Annotated in this window: 18 protein-coding genes; 6 read left to right on the top strand and 12 right to left on the bottom strand. The window is 61.7% G+C overall.

Going from position 1 to position 22752, the window contains the following annotated elements:
• The first annotated feature begins 1 nt into the window (after position 1).
• On the top strand, positions 2–760 hold the full coding sequence (locus tag H2O77_RS12995) for an IclR family transcriptional regulator (RefSeq protein WP_043331346.1): 759 nt from the start codon (positions 2–4) through the stop codon (positions 758–760).
• A gap of 192 nt (positions 761–952) precedes the next feature.
• Here the strand turns inward: H2O77_RS12995 and H2O77_RS13000 are convergent, their stop codons facing one another.
• The 4 genes from H2O77_RS13000 to H2O77_RS13015 form a co-directional block, all read right to left on the bottom strand.
• Positions 953–1429, bottom strand: a complete 477-nt coding sequence (locus tag H2O77_RS13000) for a universal stress protein (protein ID WP_043331347.1) — start codon at positions 1427–1429, stop codon at positions 953–955.
• Positions 1430–1474: 45 nt separating this feature from the next.
• Positions 1475–2818 carry a TRAP transporter large permease gene (locus tag H2O77_RS13005; protein ID WP_197738683.1) on the bottom strand — a complete coding sequence of 448 codons (1344 nt, stop codon included), beginning with the start codon at positions 2816–2818 and terminating at the stop codon, positions 1475–1477.
• Entirely contained in the window at positions 2815–3393 is a 579-nt protein-coding gene (locus H2O77_RS13010) for a TRAP transporter small permease (RefSeq protein WP_215823261.1), read from the bottom strand. The genes H2O77_RS13005 and H2O77_RS13010 overlap by 4 nt, the downstream gene beginning before the upstream one ends.
• A gap of 159 nt (positions 3394–3552) precedes the next feature.
• Positions 3553–4644 carry a TRAP transporter substrate-binding protein gene (locus H2O77_RS13015; protein WP_240548603.1) on the bottom strand — a complete coding sequence of 364 codons (1092 nt, stop codon included), beginning with the start codon at positions 4642–4644 and terminating at the stop codon, positions 3553–3555.
• A 486-nt stretch (positions 4645–5130) separates the two neighbouring features.
• On the opposite strand from H2O77_RS13015, the gene H2O77_RS13020 reads away from it, so the two are divergent.
• A complete protein-coding gene (locus H2O77_RS13020; RefSeq protein WP_215823262.1) occupies positions 5131–6765 on the top strand; it encodes a PLP-dependent aminotransferase family protein in 1635 nt (544 codons plus the stop codon).
• A gap of 210 nt (positions 6766–6975) precedes the next feature.
• Here H2O77_RS13020 and H2O77_RS13025 read toward each other — a convergent pair whose 3' ends face one another.
• The 3 genes from H2O77_RS13025 to thiO form a co-directional block, all read right to left on the bottom strand.
• Positions 6976–8439: an FAD-binding oxidoreductase gene (locus H2O77_RS13025; protein WP_197738684.1), complete on the bottom strand. Its 1464-nt coding sequence runs from the start codon at positions 8437–8439 to the stop codon at positions 6976–6978.
• Between the two features lie 115 nt (positions 8440–8554).
• A complete protein-coding gene (locus tag H2O77_RS13030) occupies positions 8555–8941 on the bottom strand; it encodes a nuclear transport factor 2 family protein (protein WP_054555520.1) in 387 nt (128 codons plus the stop codon).
• Positions 8942–9204: 263 nt separating this feature from the next.
• Positions 9205–10344, bottom strand: coding sequence for a glycine oxidase ThiO (gene thiO / locus H2O77_RS13035; RefSeq protein WP_215823263.1), 1140 nt, complete (start codon positions 10342–10344; stop codon positions 9205–9207).
• A 171-nt stretch (positions 10345–10515) separates the two neighbouring features.
• On the opposite strand from thiO, the gene H2O77_RS13040 reads away from it, so the two are divergent.
• Positions 10516–11613 (top strand): AAA family ATPase, encoded by a 1098-nt coding sequence (locus H2O77_RS13040; RefSeq protein ID WP_240548604.1) that lies wholly within the window; start codon positions 10516–10518, stop codon positions 11611–11613.
• Positions 11610–13358 carry a cobalamin biosynthesis protein CobT gene (locus tag H2O77_RS13045; protein ID WP_215823264.1) on the top strand — a complete coding sequence of 583 codons (1749 nt, stop codon included), beginning with the start codon at positions 11610–11612 and terminating at the stop codon, positions 13356–13358. Before H2O77_RS13040 ends, H2O77_RS13045 begins: the two co-directional genes overlap by 4 nt.
• A 115-nt stretch (positions 13359–13473) precedes the next feature.
• On the opposite strand, the gene H2O77_RS13050 is transcribed toward H2O77_RS13045, so the two are convergent.
• From H2O77_RS13050 to xsc, 4 genes are all read right to left on the bottom strand, one after another.
• The gene (locus H2O77_RS13050; RefSeq protein ID WP_215823265.1) at positions 13474–14223 is read right to left on the bottom strand and encodes a hypothetical protein; all 750 of its coding nucleotides are present in this window, start codon (positions 14221–14223) and stop codon (positions 13474–13476) included.
• Positions 14223–15335: an ATP-binding protein gene (locus H2O77_RS13055; RefSeq protein WP_215823266.1), complete on the bottom strand. Its 1113-nt coding sequence runs from the start codon at positions 15333–15335 to the stop codon at positions 14223–14225. The genes H2O77_RS13050 and H2O77_RS13055 overlap by 1 nt, the downstream gene beginning before the upstream one ends.
• A 92-nt stretch (positions 15336–15427) precedes the next feature.
• Entirely contained in the window at positions 15428–16441 is a 1014-nt protein-coding gene (gene pta / locus H2O77_RS13060) for a phosphate acetyltransferase (RefSeq protein WP_215823267.1), read from the bottom strand.
• A gap of 164 nt (positions 16442–16605) precedes the next feature.
• Entirely contained in the window at positions 16606–18426 is a 1821-nt protein-coding gene (gene xsc, locus H2O77_RS13065; RefSeq protein ID WP_240548605.1) for a sulfoacetaldehyde acetyltransferase, read from the bottom strand.
• A 253-nt stretch (positions 18427–18679) separates the two neighbouring features.
• Between xsc and H2O77_RS13070 the strand changes: the two genes are divergently transcribed.
• Together H2O77_RS13070 and H2O77_RS13075 are read left to right on the top strand one after the other, a co-directional pair.
• On the top strand, positions 18680–19531 hold the full coding sequence (locus H2O77_RS13070) for an IclR family transcriptional regulator (RefSeq protein ID WP_215823268.1): 852 nt from the start codon (positions 18680–18682) through the stop codon (positions 19529–19531).
• A gap of 132 nt (positions 19532–19663) precedes the next feature.
• The gene (locus H2O77_RS13075) at positions 19664–20548 is read left to right on the top strand and encodes a DMT family transporter (RefSeq protein WP_215823269.1); all 885 of its coding nucleotides are present in this window, start codon (positions 19664–19666) and stop codon (positions 20546–20548) included.
• A gap of 152 nt (positions 20549–20700) precedes the next feature.
• Here the strand turns inward: H2O77_RS13075 and H2O77_RS13080 are convergent, their stop codons facing one another.
• Positions 20701–22638 (bottom strand): dihydroxyacetone kinase subunit DhaK, encoded by a 1938-nt coding sequence (locus H2O77_RS13080; protein ID WP_215823270.1) that lies wholly within the window; start codon positions 22636–22638, stop codon positions 20701–20703.
• Positions 22639–22752: the final 114 nt, after the last annotated feature.

Consider the following 22752-nt stretch of genomic DNA (forward strand, 5'->3'; position numbering starts at 1 on the left):
GATGAGCAAAGACACGCCCACCAATTCGACGCTCTTTCGCGCACTCGGCCTGCTGGAAGAAATCGTCACCACCCAGCACGCCGTCAGCGCCGCCGACCTCGAGAAGCGCTTCGACATCCCCAAGCCGACCGTCCATCGCCTGCTCAAGCAGCTGGAAGAACAGCAGCTGATCAGCCGTGATCTGGATGGCCGTCACCTGCTGCCCGGCCCGCGCTTTCGGCGCATGTCGCTGGGCGCTCTGGCCAATGAGGGCCTCAAGGTGCCGCGCCGTGTCCTGCTGGAACGGCTGGCGAAGGAAGTCGGCGAGACCTGCAACCTGACGCTGCTCGATGGCCACGAAGTGATGTATTACGACCGCGTGGAAACCAACTGGCCGGTGCGCATCCAGCTGGCGCCCGGTTCTCGCCTGCCGCTGCACTGCACCGCGAGCGGCAAGCTGTTTCTGGCGCTGATGCCGCTGCATCGCCGCCGCGCCCTGCTCGCCCATCTGGCGCTGGAGGCACACACGCCCTGCACCCTGACCTCGCGTGCCACGCTGGAAGAGGCGCTCGACACCGTGGCGCGCAACCAGCTGAGTACCGATGATGAGGAGTTCATCCAGGGCATGGTCGCCATCGCGGTGCCGGTCTTCGATGAGGTCGGCCAGATCCAGGCGACATTGGCGATCCACGCGCCGCGCCTGCGCCACTCCATCGACTCCCTCTTGGAGTGGGCGCCGCTGATGCGCCAGATCGCCACTGAGCTGGAAGGCACGCTCTGAGCCGCGCGCCTTGTGCGCACATGACGCATGAGGTGATCCCGCCCAGCCCCGGGTGACACCTGAGCCACGCGGAAGATGGGCCATGATCCAAAAAGCTCGCCCCCGCAGACAGTGAGTGCCTGCGGGGGCGAGCTTTTTTCATGTGCCAACTTGCTGAGTACCGCTATCCCTCAAGCGTCACTCTCCACCGGCTCAGGGCGTCGGTACCACCACCACCGGAATGCTGGCGCGCTTGATCACCCCCTTGGTGACCTTGCCCGCATAGGAGGCCACGAAGCCGCGCTTGTTGGTGGCCATGATGATCATGTCGCAGTCATGGCGCGTGGCGTAGCGGATGATCTCCGAGGCCGGATAGCCCTCTACCACATTCAGTCCGGCGATCACCGGGCGCGGGTCGCCGTTGTCATGGGTGCTCCAGAAGTCCTCCAGCATCTTTTCCAGGCTCTCCTTCGCCTGATCGAGCCGCTGCTGCATCAGACCCTCCAGCGTCGGCTTGTGGCGGATGTTGACCTTGAGTGTGTTCATCACGTCATCCGACAGTGACTTGACGGTATGCAGCACATGCAGCTCGGCGCCCGTCGCACCCGCCAACCACACCGAGCGCGCCAGTACCCGCTCACAGTCTCCGCGCAGGCCTACACAACACAGAATTCGTTTGACTGCCGGCATCGTCCTTCTCCTCGTTCATTGCAGGGCTAGCGTTCAGATGGCGCTTCAGTACCCCATCACCCTGGGTAGCCACAGCGAGATTTCAGGCACATAGGCGATCAGGAAGATGGCCGCCACCGAGCCCGCCGCGAACGGCAATGCCTTCAGGGAAATCTCCTCGATGGAGGCCCCGCCTATCCCCGAGGCCACGAAGAGGTTCTCCCCCAATGGCGGCGTCTGGAAGCCGATGGCCAGCGCACAGACCACCACGATGCCGACGTGCACCGGGTCCATGCCCAGCATGTACATGATCGGCAGCAGCACCGGGGTGAGAATCATGATCGCGGCCAGTGTCTCCATGAACATGCCGACGAACAGCAGGAAGAAGATGATCATCGCCCAGATCAGGTAGAGGTTGTCGGTCATCGCCAGCATGCCCTCGGCGATATGGGCCGGCACGCGCTGCTCGACCAGCAACCGCCCGAAGACCGTCGCCGTGAACAGGATCAGCAGCACGCGACCGGTGATCCAGGTGGTGGTTTCCAGAGTGCGCAGCGTCGGCTTCCACTTGAGTTCCTTGTGCAGGAAGATGCCGACGATCAGGGTGTAGACGATGGCGACGATGGCGGATTCGGTCGGCGTGAAGAGGCCGCTGTAGATGCCGCCCAGGATGATGAAGGGCGCCAGCATCGACCAGACGCCCTTCTTCAAGGTGGCGCGAATATGTGGCCACGACCAGCTGTTGGTCAGCCCGCGATAGCCGCGTTTCTTCGAGATCACGTAGTTGATCATCAACAGGAAGCCGGCGATCACCACGCCGGGCATGACGCCGGCGATGAACAGTTTCGGGATCGACAGTGTCTGGAAGTCACCGTGCATGGCCACCGCTTCGGGCGGCGGCTGCAGGCCCATGCCGGAAATCCCGAAGATCACCATCGGGATCGACGGCGGAATCACCACCCCCAGCCCGCCGGAAGAGGCCGTGATCGCCGAGGCATAGCCACGGTCATAGCCGCGCTTGGCCATCGCCGGAATCATCAGCATGCCGACCGCCGCCGTGGTGGCCGGTCCCGAGCCGGAAATCGCACCGAAGAACATGCAGGCAAATACCGTGGCGGCGGCGAGTCCCCCAGTCACCGGCCCGGCGAAGGCCTCGGCGATATCGACCAGCCGTCGTGAGATGCCGGCGGCTTCCATCAGCGCCCCGGCCAGAATGAAGGCCGGTAGGGCCATCAGCGGGAAGGAACCCACCGAGGTAAAGGCGATCTGCACGAACGCCATCGGGTTTTCATCGATGCTCAGATAGGTCGCCAGCGCCGCGACACCCAGCGAGACGGTGATCGGTGCGCCCAGTACCAGCAGCAGGAAGAAGACGCCAAACAGGATGTAGATGATGGTGGAATCGATCATGACTTGCCGCCCTCCTGTCTGTCACTGGGCTGTGGATCAATGGCCTGGCCGTCACCGCCCTGCTTCAATTCCTCCATTGCCTGGGAATCCGGGTCCACGATGTCTTCCTTGCGCACGAACTTGAGATAATTGGTCTGGATGATGCGCACCGTCATGGCGGTAAAGGCCAGCGGCAGAATCAGATAGAAGTACTTCATCGGCACACCCAGCGTCTGTGACTTCCAGAACAGATTCATCTTGTTGAATACGAAGTCGTAGCTGTAATAGATGAACACCGCATTGAAGGCGATCCAGATGATATCGGTCAGAACACCGCAGAGGGTTTCCACCCAACGCGGCAGGAATCGAAACTGGAAGGTCACGCGGTTATGCGCCGACATGCGTGTGGCGTAGACGGCGCCCAGATAGGCAAACCACACGAAGGCATAGGTCGCCAACTCGTCTCCCCAGGGAATCGAGTAGCTGAAAAGGTTACGCAGCATGATCTGCGTGAAGAGAATGATGACGAACACCACCAGCAGGAACTGGCAGAGATAGTTCTCGATATTATCCAGAAACTTCAACAATACCCGCATGGATACACATCCCCCGACATCGCCAGCGATGACCACTTGACGCCACGTCTCCCCTGCCAGCGATCACATGTCGACGACATGCTATTGGCATGCTCATGACAGGTGCCGGCAGGCAGGGGAATCCGGGCGGGCCTGGAGCCTCAGCAGCTCAGCGAATCATCAGGGCGCGGTGGACGGATCACGTCCGAGGGTCTCGAGCACCTCGACCAGCTTGTCGCGGCCGCCGATGCTGTCATAGAAGTCCGGCCAGATGCTGGAGGCCTTGGCGATCCATTCCTGCTCGTCATTGGCGGGCTGGGTGATGGTCATGCCGTGCTCTTCCACCAGTGATTTCTTGATGGAATCCTCGGTGGCCAGCAGATAGTCGTAGCTGTGCGACGTCGCCTCTTCACCGGCCGCCAGCACCAGTTGCTGGTTCTCTTCGCTGAGGCTCTGGAAGGTGCCTTCGCCCATGATCAGCGGTTCCATCGAGAACACGTAACAGCTGTCGGTGACGTGGTTCTGCACCTCATAGAACTTCATGGCATCGATGGTGATGTAGGGATTGTCCTGGCCATCGACGACGCCCTGTTGCAGGGCGGTGAAGGTCTCGGACCACGCCAGCGGGTTGGGGTTGACGCCCCAGGACTGGTAGGAGGAGATCATGATCTCGTTCTTGGGCACGCGGATGACCATGCCTTCCAGGTCTGCCGGCGAGGCGACCGCCTGCTTGGAATTGGTCAGACGACGACAGCCGGAATAGGCCCAGCCCAGAATGCGGATACCGGAATCGCGCAAGGTGTTCTCGCGCAGCTCATCGCCGATCTTGCCTTGCGTCAGCGCCTTGGCATCGTCCGGGCCGTGGATGACATACGGCAGGGTCAGCACGCCGACGGTCGGCGAGAATGGCGTCAGGTTGTTGATTGCCACCACGGACAGGTCAACGAGCCCCATGCTGGCGTTGTTGACGGTATCCTGCTCGCTGCCCAGCTGGCCGTTGGGGAACAGGTCCACCTTGATGTCGCCGCCGGATTTCTCTTCCACCAGGCTTGCGAAGGTCTTGCCCAGTTCATACTGGGTGCCGCCGGCGGCATCGCCGAGGGCCATCTTCCAGGTCGCGGCATTGGCGCCAGCGGCCATGCCCAGACTCGCGGCAGTCACCGCGATGGCCAGCGTGGACTTGAAGGCGCTGGCGCGAGATACACTGGTGCGAGATACGCCAGTGCGAGTCAGCAAGCGGAGGTCTGAAAGGGTCTGTGTCGAGTCGATCATCTTGTCTGTCCCGTCGTTATTGTTGTTGCGGGCTCCTGACGGCTGCGCGTGATAGCGAGCGGGGTACTGCACCTCATATCGTCAATGACCTGGCGTCTGCACCACTATCCTGCAGCGCCTCATATCATTCACGATTGCCATCACCTGCTCATCTACAGCCCCAGGAAAGGGAGTGTGAAGTCGCGTCGTGCTTGAACTGTGCTTTCGTGTACCTGCCAGATCACTTTCTCCCCGTGCGCCATTCCTCGATAGAACCAGTCCGTCGGCATCGATGGGGCCAGTCCCGGCTGGCTATTGCTCTCCCGACGGGGGTCTGCCTCAATGAAGCCATACCGGTGGCTGCCACCTCAGGGCAGGCAGGGTCCCGCGCGCCACTCACTGATGGCGCGCCGCGGGGCAATCAGGTACAGAAAATGCATATAAAACGGGCACTTCCGCTGGAAAGTCCTCGTGGCGACACGCTCGCGAAAACAATAGAGAACACGCATGAGCCATCCGCTGTTTCACCTCGATTCCTCGCGCAAGGAAAGCCTGCAATTCCAGATTCGCGAGCAGATTTCCCAGGCGATTCTCGAAGGCCATCTGCCACGTGATGTCGCGCTGCCCTCCAGTCGCAAGCTGGCCCGCGAGCTGAATGTCGCGCGCAATACCGTGATGCTGGCCTATGAGCAGTTGCTGGAAGACGGCTTTCTGATCGCCCGCGAGCGCAGCGGTTACTTCATCAATCCCGAGATTCTCAAGGGTCGCGCCGACACGCCGGTGCGCCTCAATGATATCGAGGCCGACAGCCTCGACTGGGATGAGCGGCTGGCCTTCAAGCCCTCTGTGCAGCGCGCCATCGAGAAGCCCGGCGACTGGCACCAGTACGACTACCCCTTCCTCTATGGCCAGCTGGACCCGGAATTCTTCCCCACCCAGCACTGGCGCGAATGCAGCCGCGACTCGATGAGCGTGCCGTCGATTCGCAGCTGGTCGGTGGACCACCTCAACAATGACGACCCGCTGCTGATCGAGCAGATCCACCAGCGGTTGCTGCCCCGTCGCGGCGTCTGGGCAAGCCCGGAGGAAATCCTGATCACCGTGGGCACCCAGCAGGCGCTGTGGATCAGCTGCATGCTGCTGCTCAAGCAGGGTCAGCGCTTCGCGATGGAGAACCCCGGCTACGTCGACATGTACAACATCGCCAGCACCTTCACCGATGACATCCAGCTGCTGCCCATCGACGACAAGGGCATGCAGCCGCTGGAATCGCTCAAGGACTGCCGCCTGGTGTATGTCACGCCCAGCCATCAGTCGCCGACGACCATCACCCTGCCGCTGGAGCGCCGCCGCCAGCTGCTGGACATGGCCGAGACCGGCAACTTCCTGGTCATCGAGGACGACTACGAGAGCGAGAGCAACTACGCCGACAACCCGACACCCGCGCTCAAGAGCCTCGACCGCCATAAGCGCGTCATCTATGTCGGCAGCCTCTCCAAGACCCTCGCTCCCGGTCTGCGCCTGGGCTACATGGTGGCGCACCCGACCCTGATTCGAGAGGCCCGCGCCCTGCGCCGCCTGATGCTGCGCCATCCGCCGACCAACAATCAGCGTGCGGTGGGGCTGTTCATCGCGCGTGGCTATCACGACAGCCTGATCAATCAGATGCACCAGGTGATGCAGCGGCGCTTCCTGCTGATGCGTGACGCCATCCAGCGCCATCTGCCGATGATGAGCACGCCAGCTACCTACGGCGGCTCCTGCTTCTGGATGCACGGCCCGAAGAATCTGAATGCCCACCGCCTGGCCGCCCTCGCCCGCGAGCAGAGCATCCTGATCGAGGTCGGTGACCTGCACTTCTTCTGCGATCGCGACAGCCACCGCCACTACTTCCGCCTCGGCTTCTCGGCGATTCCGGAATCACGCATCGAAGCCGGCATCCTCAAGCTGGCCGCGCTGGTGCCGCTGGCGATGGACGAGGCGCCGTCAGTTGCGGGCGCAGAGACAGAAGCACCGGAGCCGGACGCAACGAAGACAGACGCAACGAAGACGGACGCACCGGAAACACAAGCACAGCCGTTACCCCCTCAGCCCGCCCTGCCCACTCCCCACAGCCCATCACGCCGGCAGCGCGCCAGCTAGCCTGCCCCTTGCGAGGAGATGAAAGACGAGGATATGAAAGGCGAGGCGAGCCGCCATATCGGCCATGGCTGAGGCAAACCCTGCCCTCTCCAAATCAACGATAACTCGCAATGATTATCTTCTGGATAACAAAGATGCTCCCGCACCGATCATGAAGCGCGATCAATGCGGGAGCATCCGGGTCATCGTGGCATCAGTGCCGAGTCACACCTACTGCGCTTCATCCTTCATCGCGTACCAGCGATACAGGCAACGCTGGCCGGTGCGACGGAACGGTGCGAACAGCGGGGATTCGACCTTGTTGAGCACATTGGGATACGGCAGGCGTGACTGGAAGATCGGCAGCACCAGATCCGCCGCGTCCCTGGCGATCCACTGAGCGAGGCGCTTGCCCGCCTGGGCGGAATACATCACGCCGTTGCCGCCATAGCCCATGGCGTAATAGATGCTCTGCTTGGGGTCCGGCTGATGGATGCGCGGCATCATGTCGTGGCTGACATCCACCCAGCCCCACCAGGAGTAATCGACCTCGATGCCGCTCAGCGCGGGGAACTTGCGGTGCATGTCGGCGATCAGCAGCTGCTCGTATTGCGCCTTGGGCGCATCACGCCCCGAGACAGCACTGCGACTACCGATCTGCAGGCGGTTGTCCGGCAGCAGGCGATAGTAGTGGCGCAGCACGCGGGTGTCGGTGAGCACCTGATGGGTATGGAAGCGGGTCGCCTCGATTTCCTGCGCCGTCAGCGGGCGCGTCACCAGCGAGTTGGAGAGCACCGGCATCAGGCGCTTGTCGAGCTCCGGATGCAGCTTGCCGGAGGTGTAGCCGCCGGTGGCCATGCCCACCGAGCGCGCCTTGACCACGCCACCCGGCGTCGTCAGATAGTGCACGCCATCGCGGGTCTCCCAGCTCTCCACCGGGCTTGCCGGGTGCACCTTGACGCCCAGGCGGCGCGCCTTGCGCAGATAGCCGAAGGCCAACTTGCCCGGGTGCACGCCGATGCCTTCCGGCTCGTGCATCGCGCCGCAGGCCTCTTCATCACCGACCCACTCATTGCGCACCGTGGCGCCATCGATGATGCGGGCATCGTAATTGAAGGTCTCGCGCAACAGGCGTGCTTCCTTCTCCAGCCCCGGCATCATGCGCTCGCGGTGGGCGATATACAGATGGCCGCCCGGCTGCGGATCGCAGTCGATGTCCTTGATCAGCTCCTTGAAATTCTCCATGCCCTCGACGCACTCGCGGTGCAGGCCGTGGGCGGCCTCGAGGCCGTAACGCTCGATCCACTGCGAACGCTTGAGGCGGCCGGTGGCGCACTGCGCCTGACCGCCATTGCGGGTCGAACAGCCCCAGCTGACCCGATTGGCCTCCAGCACGGTGGCCTTGATGCCGTACTTCTCGGCCAGCACGATGGCGGCGGTCAGCCCCGTGAAGCCGGAGCCGACGATCACCACGTCGGCGTCGATATCGCCCATCACCGGGCCATCGTCTGCCGGCGGCTCACCGGCGGTGGCGACCCAGTAGGTCGGCGCGTAGTCACGCCCTTCGCCGGGGGTGGCACTCACCAGTGGGTCGTAGGCCGGGTCATACGGCCGCGAGGCCTGAGTGGCCGGGCGCTGCTCTGACTCGTTGCCCATGTCCGACGGCCGGGCGCCGTGCTGCACGATAGTTTCCATCTCGAACACCTCCTCTCACCCACGGGGCGCACGCCATGACCTGACGCCATGACGTGCTGCCCCGGGGCAAAGACAGCTTCAGAAACCTCTTCCCTGATCGGTGCGCCGCTGGCGCTCAGACGTTGACGGGCGGACGGTTCTTGCGGAAGGCGTTCTTGATCGCGATCTTGCCGTCACGCAGCGTGAAGGCGTCGATCATGCGCGCTTCGCTGCGCGCGCCATCGGCGGTGGTACCGGTGTAGGTGCTGATGACGAAGCCACGCTCGCCATCGGCGAAGATTTCCGCGTCGATCCACTGGGCATCCGGCGCGTTCTGCCAGGCGGCGGAGAGGCCTGCACGCACGGCGTCCTGACCGGCGAAGGTCTTGCCTTCGAGTTCCGGCCCGGCGATGGCGAGGAATTCACAGTCATCGGTCATCATCGACAGGCAGTCGTCGATGTCGTGACGGTTGAGGGCATCGCAGAAGGCGGTCAGCAGTTCGATGGTGGCTTGGTGAGTCATGGGTCGGGCTCCGCAGTCTTGTTGTTGGGCTTGTTGTTGAGCTTTTGGCTGAGCTTGTTGTTGAGCTGATAAGCGGCAGCAAGCGCTGCGCCATGACCCGAGACTACGCCGACACTCGCACCGCCCTTTAGCACCAGTTGGCTGCCACCGATTGGGCCAGTTGGCACCAGCGGGGCTGCCCTGGTGCCAACTGGTCCCATTGCGCCGCGCTGATGCGGTACCAAGGCCGTCCAATCGCCACCCTAGCGCCGCCCTGGGGAGAGTCAGCCTGCGAGGGCCGTGGGCGCTGCCACGCCAGGTGGCGTGAAGGCCTCCGCTGACATGAAGCTCTCGCGCCCGAGCAGGATGTCACTTAGCAGGCGCGTGGCGGCGGGCGCCAGCACCAGGCCATTGCGGTAGTGACCGGCATTCACGTAGAGGCCATCAAGCCCCGGCACCGCGCCGATGAAGGGCGTGCCATCCGGCGTACCCGGACGCAGGCCGGCCCAGTGATGCTCCGGCGCCAGCTCACCCAGCGCCGGCAGAATGCTCGCGGCGCTGGAATGCAAAGACTCGCGCGCCTGCGCGGTGGTGGACTTGTCGAAATCCTGATGCTCCAGGGTCGAGCCGATCAGAATCCGCCCATCGGCGCGCGGAATCACGTAGCGGCCATCGCACAACACCACCCGCGACAATAGCGGCTCATCCACACTGCAAAGCCCCGCCGCCACCGGATTGAACACCATCATCTGGCCCTTCACCGGGCGCACCGGCAGCAGTACGCCGGCGGCGGCCAGCAGCCTGCCACTCCAGGCGCCGCCACACACCACGACGTTATCTGCGCTGACGGTCTCATCAACAAGCCGGACGCCTGTGACACGTGATGGCGTGGCAAGCACCAGCTGGGTGACCTCGCACTCTTCACGCACCCGGATACGCGGGTGGGCCAGCAGACGCGCACGCAGCGCCTGACCAAGACGCGGATTGCGGATGCTGCCGAGTGTCGGCATCCACAGCGCCTGCTGATGGCCACTGGCCAGATGCGGCTCGCGCGCGTAGAGCGCCTCACGCTCGATCACCTCCAGCGGCTTGTGCTGGGTGCGCGCCCAGTCCAGCGCCAGTGCCTCATCCTCGACCCGCAGATAGATCAGGCCCTTCTGGCGGTATTCCGGGTCGATGCCGGTGGCGTCCTTGAGCGCCTCGGCGAGCCTGGGGTATTCGCCTTCTGACCACCGTGACAGTGATGAGATGGCGCTCGAATAGCGCCACGGATACAGCGGCGAGACGATACCGCCACCGGCCCACGATGCCTCGCGTCCGCACTGGCCGCGCTCCAGCAGCGTGACCGTCTGGCCCGCCTCGGCCAGCTGCCACGCCATCATCATGCCCATCACGCCGCCACCAATGATCAGGGTATCGCTCATCTGCCTTGCTCCTGCGGGGAATGAATAATCACAAATCTCATATTTCGATACGATTTGCATTATTTTTAGAAACAAAGCTATATTCACAGCATTGCCGCCGCCCGGTTTGCCTGTCTCCCCGCGACAGGTCCACCGGGCAGCCACCAACAAGAATGACGAGGGAGACACCCCGTGAGCGACGCCACCTTGACGCCTTCCAGCAGTGATACAAGCCCTGTCAGCGATGCAGGCCCCGCCGCCTCTGCCGAGCAGCCGCTGCCCGCCGGCCAGTTGCAGCCCACTGAGCTGCGCGGCGTGCGCGAGTTGTTCGGCATCGACAGTGACCTCAAGGTGCCGGTATTTGTGGAGCGCGACGCCCACGTGCCGGAAATCGATCACGCCTATCGCTTCAATCCCGATGTCACCCTCGCCATCCTCGCCGGCTTCACCAACAACCGCCGCGTGATGGTTCAGGGCCTGCACGGCACCGGCAAATCGACCCATATCGAGCAGATCGCCGCGCGTCTCAACTGGCCGTGCCTGCGCGTCAATCTCGACGGCCATGTCAGCCGGCTGGATCTGGTCGGCAAGGACGCCATCGTGATTCGCGACGGCGTGCAGGTCACCGAGTTCCAGGAAGGCATCGTGCCCTGGTCGCTGACCCGCCCCATCGCGCTGATCTTCGATGAGTACGATGCCGGCCGTCCGGACGTGATGTTCGTCATCCAGCGCATTCTGGAGCGCGACGGCCACTTCACGCTGCTCGATCAGAACCGCGTGATTCGCCCACATCCGCAGTTCCGGCTGTTCGCCACCGCCAATACCGTCGGGCTTGGCAATCAGGATGGGCTCTATCACGGCACCCAGCTGCTCAACCATGCGCAGATCGACCGCTGGAACATCGTCGCCAAGCTGGATTACCTGCCGCGTGAAGAAGAGGTGAAGATCGTGCTGGCGCGTGTGCCCGCCAAGGACAACGAGCGTGGCCGCGCCCTGATTCGCGCGATGGTCGCGGTGGCCGACCTCACCCGCAAGGGCTTCGCCAATGGCGACCTGTCGAGCCTGATGTCGCCGCGTACCGTGATCACCTGGGCGGAGAACTGCGAGATCTTCCGCAACCCGGCGCTGGCCTTCCGTCTCTCCTATCTCAACAAGTGCGATGAGCATGAGCGCCCGCTGGTCGCCGAGTTCTATCAGCGTTGTTTCGCCAAGGAACTGGAGGAATCCGCGGCGCTGATGGAGAGCGACCTGATGGATGAACAGGACAGCGACAAGGGAGCCCGGGCATGAGTGCGGCCCAGCAGGTACGCCGTCGTCAGCAGTATCTCGAGGAGCTTTCGGCTGCGAGTCTCGGGGCACTCAGCGGTCAGGCCGGCTGGGCCTATCGGGGGCGGCGCCTGAGTCGGCATGCTCAGGCACTGCCATTGCGCACGCCGCATCTGCGCCTTGAGGAAGATGACTGCACGCTCGACAACTATCGCGCGGTCAGCGATGCCATCGCGCTGCGCCTGATCCACACCGACGAGGCGCTGCATCTGGCGGCGCGTCCGGCGCTGCCGGAAACCCGCCTGATCTATGACCTGCTGGAGCAGCTGCGCGTCGAGGCGCTGGTCGACCCTGACATGCCCGGCGTGAAGGAGAATCTGGCGCGGCGCTTCACCGACTGGTGCCTGGCCTTCTATCACGCGGGCCTGACCGAGACGAGCAGCGGCATCCTCATCTACAGCGTCATCCAGTCGTGCTGGTCGCGCCTGATGGCCTGTGCGGTGATCCACGAGACGGAGGATTACATCGAGACGACGCGCGCCTCCTTCTATCAGGCGCTGGGCGCTGACATGGCGGGGCTGAGACGCACGCGTTTCGATCAGGCGGCCTATCAGCAGCATGCGCTGAACATCAGCCTGTGGCTGGAGCAGGAACTGGCCGAATCACTGGAGGAGCAGGACGGCGAGGAGGATGACGAGTCAGAGGCCAGCCAGCGCTTCGCACTGTTTCTGGAAAACGAGGATGAGGAAGCGAGTCTGCTCGAGGAGCAGGCGGCATCGCAGCTGCCGAGCCATCGACGTGGCGCGCCGGAGGAATTGCTGCCCTATCAGGTGTTCACCACGGCCTATGACCGCGAGCTGGAACCGGCCAGGCGCATGCGCGCGGCCCTGCTCGACGAGTATCGGCAGGCGCTGGATACGCGTCTGGCGGAGCAGAAGATCAACGTGCGGCGCCTGGCACGTCAGCTGGCGCGCCATTTCAGCTCGCCGCAGCGTGAGGGATGGCACTTCGGGGAGGAGGAAGGAATCATCGATGGGCGGCGGCTGAGTCAGGTGATTTCCTCGCCGGCCGAGCGGCGGGTCTTCCAGCGCGAGCGCTGGGTGCCCGAGGCCAGTGCGCAGGTCAGTTTCCTGATCGACTGCTCCGGTTCGATGAAGGTGCATGGCGAGGCGGTGGCGATGCTGATCGAGATACTCACCCGCGCGCTCGACATGGCCGGTGTGCCCACCGAGGTGCTAGGCTTCACCACTGGCGCCTGGAATGGCGGCCGCGCCCTGAAGGACTGGCGACGCGCCGGCAAGCCCGCGCGTCCGGGCCGCCTGAATGAAGTGCAGTATCTGATCTTCAAGCCCGCCTCACTGGCGTGGCGACGTGCGCGCCGCAACTTCGGCGCCCTGCTCAAGGCCGATCTCTACCGCGAAGGCGTGGATGGCGAAGCCGTGCAATGGGCCTGCTCACGGCTCGCGGACAACACTCCTGCCGACGAAGGCTCGCGCCGTCTGCTGGTCGTCATCTCCGATGGCAGCCCCTGTGACAGCGCCACCAACATGGCCAATGACGAGCACTACCTCGACAGCCACCTCAAGCAGGTCGTCGCGCAACAGACCCGCTCCGGCCGCCAGGCCATTCTCGGCCTCGGCGTCGGGCTGGACCTCAGTGCCTACTACCCCAACCAGTTGATCATCGATCTCGAACGCACCCTCGACAACGCCCTCGCCGATGAAATCGTCTATCACATGGCGCTGGCGTGTCGACATCAGGGGATGTGATCAAAGATTAAAGTGCGCTATGTGAGAGCACAGAGTGCTTAAAAAAACATACCAGTATTAATTTTTTATATATCCATAGAAAACAAGTTATGATGCCACCTCAAGAGGTATATCCTTAAGAGAAAAATTTCCTTCCAAAATAATCTGCTAGAAAAATTGGAAAAGCACTCAACACAGCAACCTCATCATTAGGTAAGAATTTAGATATTTGAGAATTAGCTATGGCTAACGAATCTGCCGTGTACTCCAGAGGATATTGACCATTTATAAAATCATCAACAGTACAATCATTGCATGTCATAAAATTGGCTTTCTTGACATTACATTCTATGAGCCTTAGCCAAAGAGATCTTCTAATTTTCCTATGATCTTGATACACCCTATCTCCCCTCGCAACAGTCAACCCCTTATATTTCTTACCATTGCAGTCTGACAAACTAACAGTTCTGGTGAGATATTCCTCATGATTATCTATGTCTCTCAAAGCCTCTACCATGGGATAGCTAATAAATAGCTTACCATTACCAGTTTCATCATTAAACTTCTCAAGCATATCTAACAACTTATCACTAGAGTAATGATCATCACGAGGCTCCATATCAAAAAATAGATATATTTGACTAATTTGGTCACGTCTCAAAGAAGCCAATTCGTCTTGTTGCTGTATAACTGGGTTAAGCTCTCTAATTATCTCAAATGGGTCTAAATCTTCATCTTCCGACAGCACCCTAAACAACTCATAAATATCATTGCAATAGCTAACCAACACATGACCATCACTATTGTCAAAAAAAGCGCTCCTTAGACTATTAAAATAATCTTTTTCACGAATTTCTCCTTCAAAAACAAATAGTGTACGTTCCATTAGCTAGACATACCTTTATATATTTTTTCTAAGTTATGAGCTTTTCTTAACTCTTTATTAGTCATTTCGGTTATAGACTTAATCCCTTCGTCCAGTACAAAATAACAATCAGGACGAAGCAAGTCATTGCTCATAACACCGGTATTATGTGTAGTCATAATAGTCTGACATTTAGATTCAGCAACCTTCTCAACAATACTGGATGCTAATGCATGATGGTAAAAGGCGTCGAATTCATCAATGAATGCAAAAGTAACTTCTTCGTTTTTAAGCCTCAGCCACCAAAAATAGAAAACACCTAATGATAATGTTCCTGTAGAAGCCGCAACACCAAATTCTAGTTGATTTTTCCCAAAATCAAAATAGATACCTTTTTCACCGCTTGATGTAGCATCAACTATCAGCTTACAGGAAACACCAGCCTTATTTAGAAAACTTTCAAAATCTTGCACTGAGCCTGAATCAATAATACTTTGAGAAAGGCGTTTAACACCAATATTTTTACCTACAGACTCGCCAGTACGAACTTCACTCAATGAGCGGAAAAACACCATACCCTCTACAAACTTGAGGAATTTCTCGAAGCGATGCTTTGTTACAGTATCATCCAACAATGCATTATTGTTCACATATTTCAATAAAGAAATATTGGAATCACCTACATCAGTTTTTAATGATTCTGCCCCAGCTAACTCAATATTTGCCAAGGTCGACTGCCGCCGATCAATTTTTAGAACAACCTTATCATCAATAACCAGCTCTTCATATACTAGCTGTGTCAATGATTTCTTTCCATAACGATATACAACATTTACATTGTCAATTAAAAACTCAAAAACGAATTCAGCCAACTCGACGCCGTGCCCACCATGAAGATAATTATAATCAAGAGTATTTGGATAACTAGAAGAATCCACTAAATGAAGTACTGGATCAACCATAGCAAGTCCAAGATTAGATTTACCTACACCATTTCGACCATAGATCATACCATGTTCAACTATACCATTATGTATGGCCTTATCGTTGAACTCATATTGTTGGCTAGTTAAATCTAACTTTAACCACTCAGAAAAATTTCGAAAGTTTTTTACAGCAAATTTATGCAGCATTTCATTTTTCTCCCATTAATATGCCATGAGCATAGCAGCCTTTCATCTTGCCGTAAAAAAAATACGGCAAGATGAAAGAGCGGCGATCGGGATCAAGAAATGCGCTGCTGCGCCTGAACGACAGTCACCGCAATGACATTGAGGATGTCGGCGGTGGAGCAGCCGCGCGAGAGGTCGTTGGCGGGTTTGGCGAGGCCCTGGAGCAGCGGGCCGATGGCTTCTGCGCCGCCGATGCGTTCGGCGAGCTTGTAGCCGATATTGCCGGCTTCCAGATTGGGGAACACCAGCACGTTGGAGGTGCCTTTGACGCGGGAGGTGGGCAGCTTGCGCTCGGCGATTTCCGCCACGATGGCGGCATCGAGCTGCACGTCTTCATCGATGGCGATATCCGGACGTTGCTCGCGCACCCGATGCGCGGCCTGTACCACCTTGTCCACCGAGGCGTGATGCGCGCTGCCATTGGTGGAGAATGACAGCATCGCCACCCGCGGGTCTTCCCCGAGCAGAGCCTGGGCGCTGTCGGCGGCGGCCAGCGCGATCTGCGACAGCTCCTCGGCGTCGGGGTCGATCACCAGCCCGCAGTCCGAGAAGATCATCCCGCCCTTCAGATTGTGGAACGGCTTGCACAGCATCATCAGAAAGAAGCTGGAGACCAGCTTGCTGCCCGGCGCCAGCCCCAGCAGTTGAATGGCGGTGCGCACCACATCGGCAGTGGTCAGCACGGCACCGGCCACCGAGCCATCCGCCAGCCCTTCGCGCACCAGCATGTTGGCGAACGTCAGCGGATCACGAATCTTCTCGGCGGCCTGCTCCGCCGTCATGCCCTTGGCCGCGCGATGCGCGTGCAGCGCCTCGGCAAGCCTGGCGGTGTGCTCGGAGGTGACGGGGTCGATCAGCTCGAGCCGTGCCAGCGCCTGATCCTCAAGCCCGGCTTCTCTGGCGGTGGCGGCGATGACGATGGGGTCACCGACCACCATCACCTGCGCCAGGCCCTGCTCCGCCGCGCTCACCGCCGCCTGCACCACCCGCATGTCCTGCCCTTCGCAGAGCACGATACGGCGCGGGTCTGCCTTGGCCCGCGCCAGAATGTTGTTGAGTGCCTTCATGTCTGTCTCCTCGCTGCCCTTGCAGGCAGCCGACACATCCAAAAAGCCCCGGACATCTGAAATGGCCGGGGCAAGGGAGAGTTCCAGTCCTGCTTGCGCGTCGCGCTACACCCGCTTCATTGCGCTGCCATCCATGACCTGCACAGCGCGATCAGCGATGGGCGTTACACGTAATCCTGATACTTCTCGAGCAGACGCACCGGCTTCTTGAGGGCGTCGCGGCGGAACGGGTCGCCCAGTTCGCGAGTACACATCACCTCGATGACGCAGGTCTTGCCTTCGTTCATCTGCATGTCGATGGCCTTCTTGAGGGCCGGGCCCACGTCTTCCAGACGGTCGACGGTGATGCCTTCGGCCCCCATGGAGCGCGCGATCTCGGCGAAGCTCTCGTTGTCCAGCTCACCGGCGACGAAGCGACGGTTGTAGAACTCGACCTGGTTCTTCTTCTCGGCGCCCCACTGACGGTTGTGGAAGACGACGGCCGTGACCGGAATGTCGTGACGCACGGCGGTCATGATTTCCATCAGGCTCATGCCCCAGGCACCGTCACCGGCGTAGGCGATGGCCGGACGTTCCGGCGCGGCAGTCTTGGCACCCATGATGGTCGGCAGCGCGTAGCCGCAGTTGCCGAAGCTCATCGGGGCGAAGAAGCTGCGCGGACGATCGAAGCGCAGGTAGCTGTGGGCCACGGAATTGATGTTGCCGATGTCGGTGGAGACCATGACATCTTCCGGCATGGCCTTTTCCAGCTCGCGCAGTACCTGACGCGGGTGCAGGTATTCGCCGCCGGAGAACGGCTTCTCGTCCTTGGCTTCTTCGATGGCGTCGAGGCTGAAGGCGTCCTTCTCGTGGGTCCAGGCATCCAGCTCGGCTTCCCAGGCGGCCTTCTCTTCACGAATCTGGGTCAGACGTGAATCCTTGGAGGCATCGCATTCCAGATTGCGACCGGACAGACGCTCGGTCAGGGCGATGGCCGCTTCACGCGCATCGCCGCAGATGCCGACGGAGATCTTCTTCACCAGGCCCAGCATCTTGTGGTCGGCGTCGATCTGGATGATCTTCGCGTCCTTCGGCCAGTAGTCCATGCCGTGCTGCGGCAGGGTACCGAACGGCCCGAGGCGCGTGCCCAGCGCGATGACGACATCGGCCTGGGAGATCAGCTTCATGCCCGCCTTGGAGCCCTGATAACCGAGCGGACCACACCACAGCGGGTGGCTGGCCGGGAAGGAATCGTTGTGCTGGTAGCTGTTGACCACCGGCGCGCCGAGACGCTCTGCCAGTGCCTTGCACTCCGCGACGCCATCGGCCATCACCACACCGCCACCGGAAACGATGACCGGGAACTTGGCGCTGGCCAGCAGCTCGGCTGCCTCATCCAGACTCTTGCTGCCGCCCGGGCCACGGTCGACACGTGCCGGCAGCGGAATCTCGCATTCGATCTCGCCGTAGAAGTAGTCACGCGGAATGTTGAGCTGGGTCGGGCCCATCTCGGACATGGCGCGGTCGAAGCAGCGACCGGTGTATTCCGCCATGCGCGACGGGTGGGTCACGTGACCCTGGTACTTGGTGAATTCCTGGAACATCGGCAGCTGCTTGCATTCCTGGAAGCCGCCCAGGCCGATGCCGGTGGTGCCGGCTTCCGGCGTGACGATGACCACCGGGCTGTGCGCCCAGTAAGCGGCCGCGATGCCGGTGACGCAGTTGGAGATGCCCGGACCGTTCTGGCCGATGACCATGCCGTGACGGCCGGAGACGCGTGCATAGCCGTCGGCCATGTGGGCAGCGCCCTGCTCATGCACCACCGGAATGAGGCGAATGCCGGCCGGGGCGAAGATGTCCATCGCATCCATGAAGGCGGAGCCCATGATGCCGAACATGTCGGTGACGCCATTGGCGACCATGGTTTCCACGAAGGCCTCGGAAGGGGTCATCTTCTGCTTGCCCTGCACGACCTTGCGATTGTCTGCGCTGTCTTGAGTGCTCATGGCGTCTCCAACTCTAAATTTTATGTTTATTGATACATTTAGTTCCGATTACCGAAACATGTGACCAAAATTAGCCCTCGCCGCGCGGTCCGTCAAGCCCGATTTCGGAAAATGATCAAAAACACTCCTTTTTTAGAAACTTCTTTCGATGAATGGAGTACTGTTAAAGTAGGCACAGCAACGCAAGGCACTGACGGGCCGAGCGTTTCGGCGCCACACTGCCCCGCGCACGGATTGAAGGAGGGAATAGCCCATGAACAGTGCCACCCAGCCCCAGGCGAGCCTGCCACGTGACCGCAAGGACGCCGACAGGGACACCGGCAAGGAAGGCAGCAAGATAGAAGGCGATACGCCCGCCCAGCGTCTGCTGGCGCTGCTGGAAGTGATCGCCGCCAAGGACCAGTTCTTCACCCTGCAGGGACTGGTGGAAGAGACCGGCCTGCCCAAGCCGACGCTGCACCGCATGCTGCAGCAGCTGGAAGGCAGCGGCATGCTGCAGCGCGAGGCGGACAACCGCCATTACAGCAAGGGCAGCCGCCTGCGCCGTCTGGCGGAGAACCTGCTGCTCAACGACACCGTGCAGGGTGCCCGCCACGGCGTGCTCAACCGGCTGATGGAAGAGGTCGGCGAGAGCTGCAACATCACGGCGCTATCCGGCAGCGAAGTGCTGTATCTGGACCGCGTCGAGACCCAGGCCCCGCTTCGCTTCTATCTGCACCCCGGCTCCCGGGTGCCGGTGCATTGCTCCGCCAGCGGCAAGCTGTTTCTGGCCCAGATGCCGCCCGCCCAGCGCCGCCGCCTGCTGACCGGCACACCACTGAACGCGATGACGCGCAATACCCTGACCGACATCGAGTCCGTCGAGGCCGAGATCGAGCAGGTCCGCCAGCAGGGCTTCGCGCTGGATGATGAAGAATTCCTGCCCGGTCTGGTGTGCATCGCGGTGCTGGCGCCCAATCCCGATGGGCCCTCCAACATCGGCGTGGCGATCCAGGCGCCGGTGATGCGCCAGTCGCGCGAGGACATGCTCAAGCATCTGCCGGCACTCGAGCGCGCCGCCCGCGATATCGCCGCCATCCAGCGCGGCGCGATTCCCTCCACCTGAGGCCAGCGGGCCGGGCTGGAGCTGGAGCTGGGACTAAGACAGGAGAGCGACACACACAAGGTCGTGCTTCCCGTGACGCGCGTGAGGGGCTAGCCTAGCGGACTGCCTTTCACACGCCACGTCGAGAACACCATGTCCGCCAGCGATGCCTTGCGTCTTGTCCTGCTATCCACCCTGTGGGGCATGTCTTTCATCTTCATGCGCGTGGCCGCGCCGGAATTCGGCCCGACCACGCTGATACTGCTGCGCATGGGCATCGGTGCGCTGGTACTCGCCCCGCTGCTGCTGGGCGCGGGACGCCTCAGGATGCTGTGGGAGCACAAGGGCCCGCTTGCGGTGCTGGGGCTGACCAGTCAGGCGCTGCCCTTCTGCCTGCTGGCGCTGGCCACCACCCAGCTGGAGGCCGGCTTCACCTCGCTGATCAATGCCACCACGCCGCTGTTCACCGCCTTGCTGGGCATGGCGCTGTTCGCCACGCCGATCCAGAAGCAGCAGTATCTCGGCCTGGCCATAGCCTTCAGCGGTGTCTATGTGCTGTCGAGTGATCGTCTCGACTTCCAGCTCGGCGGCGACGGCTGGTTCATTCTCGCCGCACTCGGCGCGACCTTCTGCTACGGCTTCGCCTCCAACTTCTCGCGCCAGCGCCTGAATCACCTGCCGGCGCCGGTGCTGGCCGCGGGCAGCTCGCTGATGTCGTCCCTGCTGTTGCTGATCCCGGGCCTGTGGATGTGGCCGACGGCCAGCGTCAGCCTGGAAGCCTGGGGCAGCGCGATCGCACTGGCGGTACTCAGCACCAGCCTCGCCTTCCTGATCTTCTTCCGCCTGCTGGCCAGTGCCGGCGCCACCGCGACCACCTCGGTGACCTTCCTGGTACCGGTCAGCGCGCTGCTGTGGGGCAACATGCTGCTCGATGAGGTGATCGATGCGCGCATCCTCACCGGCATGGGCATCACCCTGCTGGGCACCGCCATCGCCACCCGTCTGATTCGCCTGCCGACACGTCACAAAGTCGCCTGACCGCTTGCCGCGTGATGCAAAAAGGCCCGCCCTTGAACACGAGGTTCATGGGCGGGCCTTTTGCTTTATGGGGCTTTGGTTTTAGAGCTTTTTGGGGCTGGAGAGCTCAGACACCAGTCATTCGGGTCAACCAGCTCAGCCGGTCAATCACATCAACCCGCCGCTTCCTCGGCGGCATCGGCCAGCGCTTCGAAGACACGCGCCACGGCTTCCGCGCCCGGGTCGCTGTTGCCGACCAGATGGGCGGAAGGCACGTAGGCGGAGCGTCCGGCCCGCGCCTTGGCCATCTCGGCGGTGGCATCCGCGCCCTGACGGGCGGCGCGCGCCATCGCGGCCCAGTCGACCCGCCCGGTACGTATCTCCTGCTGGCTCTGGGCTGCCGAGGTTTTCTGATCAGGCTGCTTCTCACCCTGCTGATCAGACTGCACCGACGCTTTCTTTTCAGACTGCACCGATTCCTGCAGTGCCTCCAACGCCGGCAACAGCGCATCCAGCAGGCTGCGGTCGCCGCGTGAGGCGCCGCCGTAATGCTGCATGCGGGCGACGCCGTGACTCAGGGCGTCGTGCCAGCGCTGGCCCAGCGGTGCCTGGCCATGCGCGTCCGACTGCTCCTTCCAGCGGGTGGCGGCGGCGGTGAACAGCGTCGAGAGCAACACACCACTGGAGCCGCCCATGCCGTGGGCCAGCTGCTTGCCGATGGTGGTCATCAGCTCGCCGGAATCACCACACGCCAGCTCGCAGTCTTCCAGCGCCTCGATCACCGCGCGCGCACCGCTGGCGAAGGTGCTGCCGGTATCGCCGTCACCGCTGATGGCATCGAGGCGGTCAAGGTCCGCCTCGCTGGCGAGCAGGATTTCCAGTGCCGCGCGCAAGCGTTGCTCGACCTGCGGATCGCCCGGCAGGCCGGCACGCGATTTCACGCCGCGGGCGGCACGCTCCTGGCAGTCGGCCTTGGCCTGGGCACGTCTCGCATCCGAGGCCTCATCACTGGCGGTTCTGACGGCGTCCTGACTCGGCGTGAAGTGCGTCAGTGGCGTCACCGGCTGCACGCCCGGCCAGGCCACCGGCGCGCAGCTGGCGCTGAGCGCCTCTTCCAGCAGGCTATCCAGCGGCAGCAGCGTCAGCGAGAAACCGTGCATGTCCAGCGAGGTCATCAGCGGTTGCGGGCCGACCACGGCATGGATGCCCAGCGCCTGCAGCGACGGATGGGTCAGCGCCTCTTCCAGCAGCAGGCTGCGCTCCAGCGCCGAGCAACCGCCCAGATCATTGATCAGCAGCAGATGGCCGCTGGCCGGCAGGTCGCCGCCGACATCCTTGCGCGAATGACCCTGCACCAGCGCCGTGACCACGGTGTCCATGACCGCATGCACGCCGTGGGTGTCCGAGTCGCTGCCAAGCTCGAGCGCCATGGCGCCCGGCTCGCCGTGAATGCCCAGCCCCAGTTCCGGTGCGCGTTGCTCACGCGGCTTGCCGGGATGGCGGCCGACATTGAAGGCCACGCCCAGGGTCGAACAGCTGTCGGCGACACGCCGTGCGACGGCGGTGATTTCCTTGAGGCCCGCCCCACGTGCCGCCAGCGCACCGGTGACCTTGTGCACCAGCAGCGTGCCGGCCAGCCCGCGTGGCTGCGGGTTGTCGGGCAGCGCCACGTCGTCGGCGACGATGACCATCTCGACCTTGAAGCCTTCCTGGCGCGCCCGCTCGGCCGCCAGCCCGAAGTTGAGGCGATCGCCGGTGTAGTTCTTGACGATCAGCAAGGCCCCGGCCTCACCGGTCACTTCGCGGATCGCCGCCAGCACGGCGTCCACCGTCGGCGAGGCGAACAGCTCACCACACACGGCGGCCGTCAGCATGCCCGCGCCGACGAAACTTGCGTGCGCGGGTTCATGCCCCGAGCCGCCACCGGATATCAGCGCGACCTGATCACGCGCCCAGTCATCGCGTACCACCAAGCGCATGCCACTGGCGGGGTCTGACAGCCGCACGCCACTGCCATCCGGGTGGCGCAGTCGTGCGCAGCCTTCCAGCGCCTCGCCGACGACCTGGCGTGGCTGATTGATGAACTGTCGGCCAGACTCGCTGCTACTCATCCTTCTCTCCTTGAGGACACTCGCCCTGCTGATAAAGGCGGCACTTGAAGCCGCCGTTCATGCCTGTCTCGTGCCACGACGCTTCCATGACGCTCGGGGGCCTCGACTCATCCT

It is taken from the genome of Cobetia sp. 4B (assembly GCF_018831605.1).
Taxonomy (GTDB): Bacteria; Pseudomonadota; Gammaproteobacteria; order Pseudomonadales; family Halomonadaceae; genus Cobetia; species Cobetia amphilecti.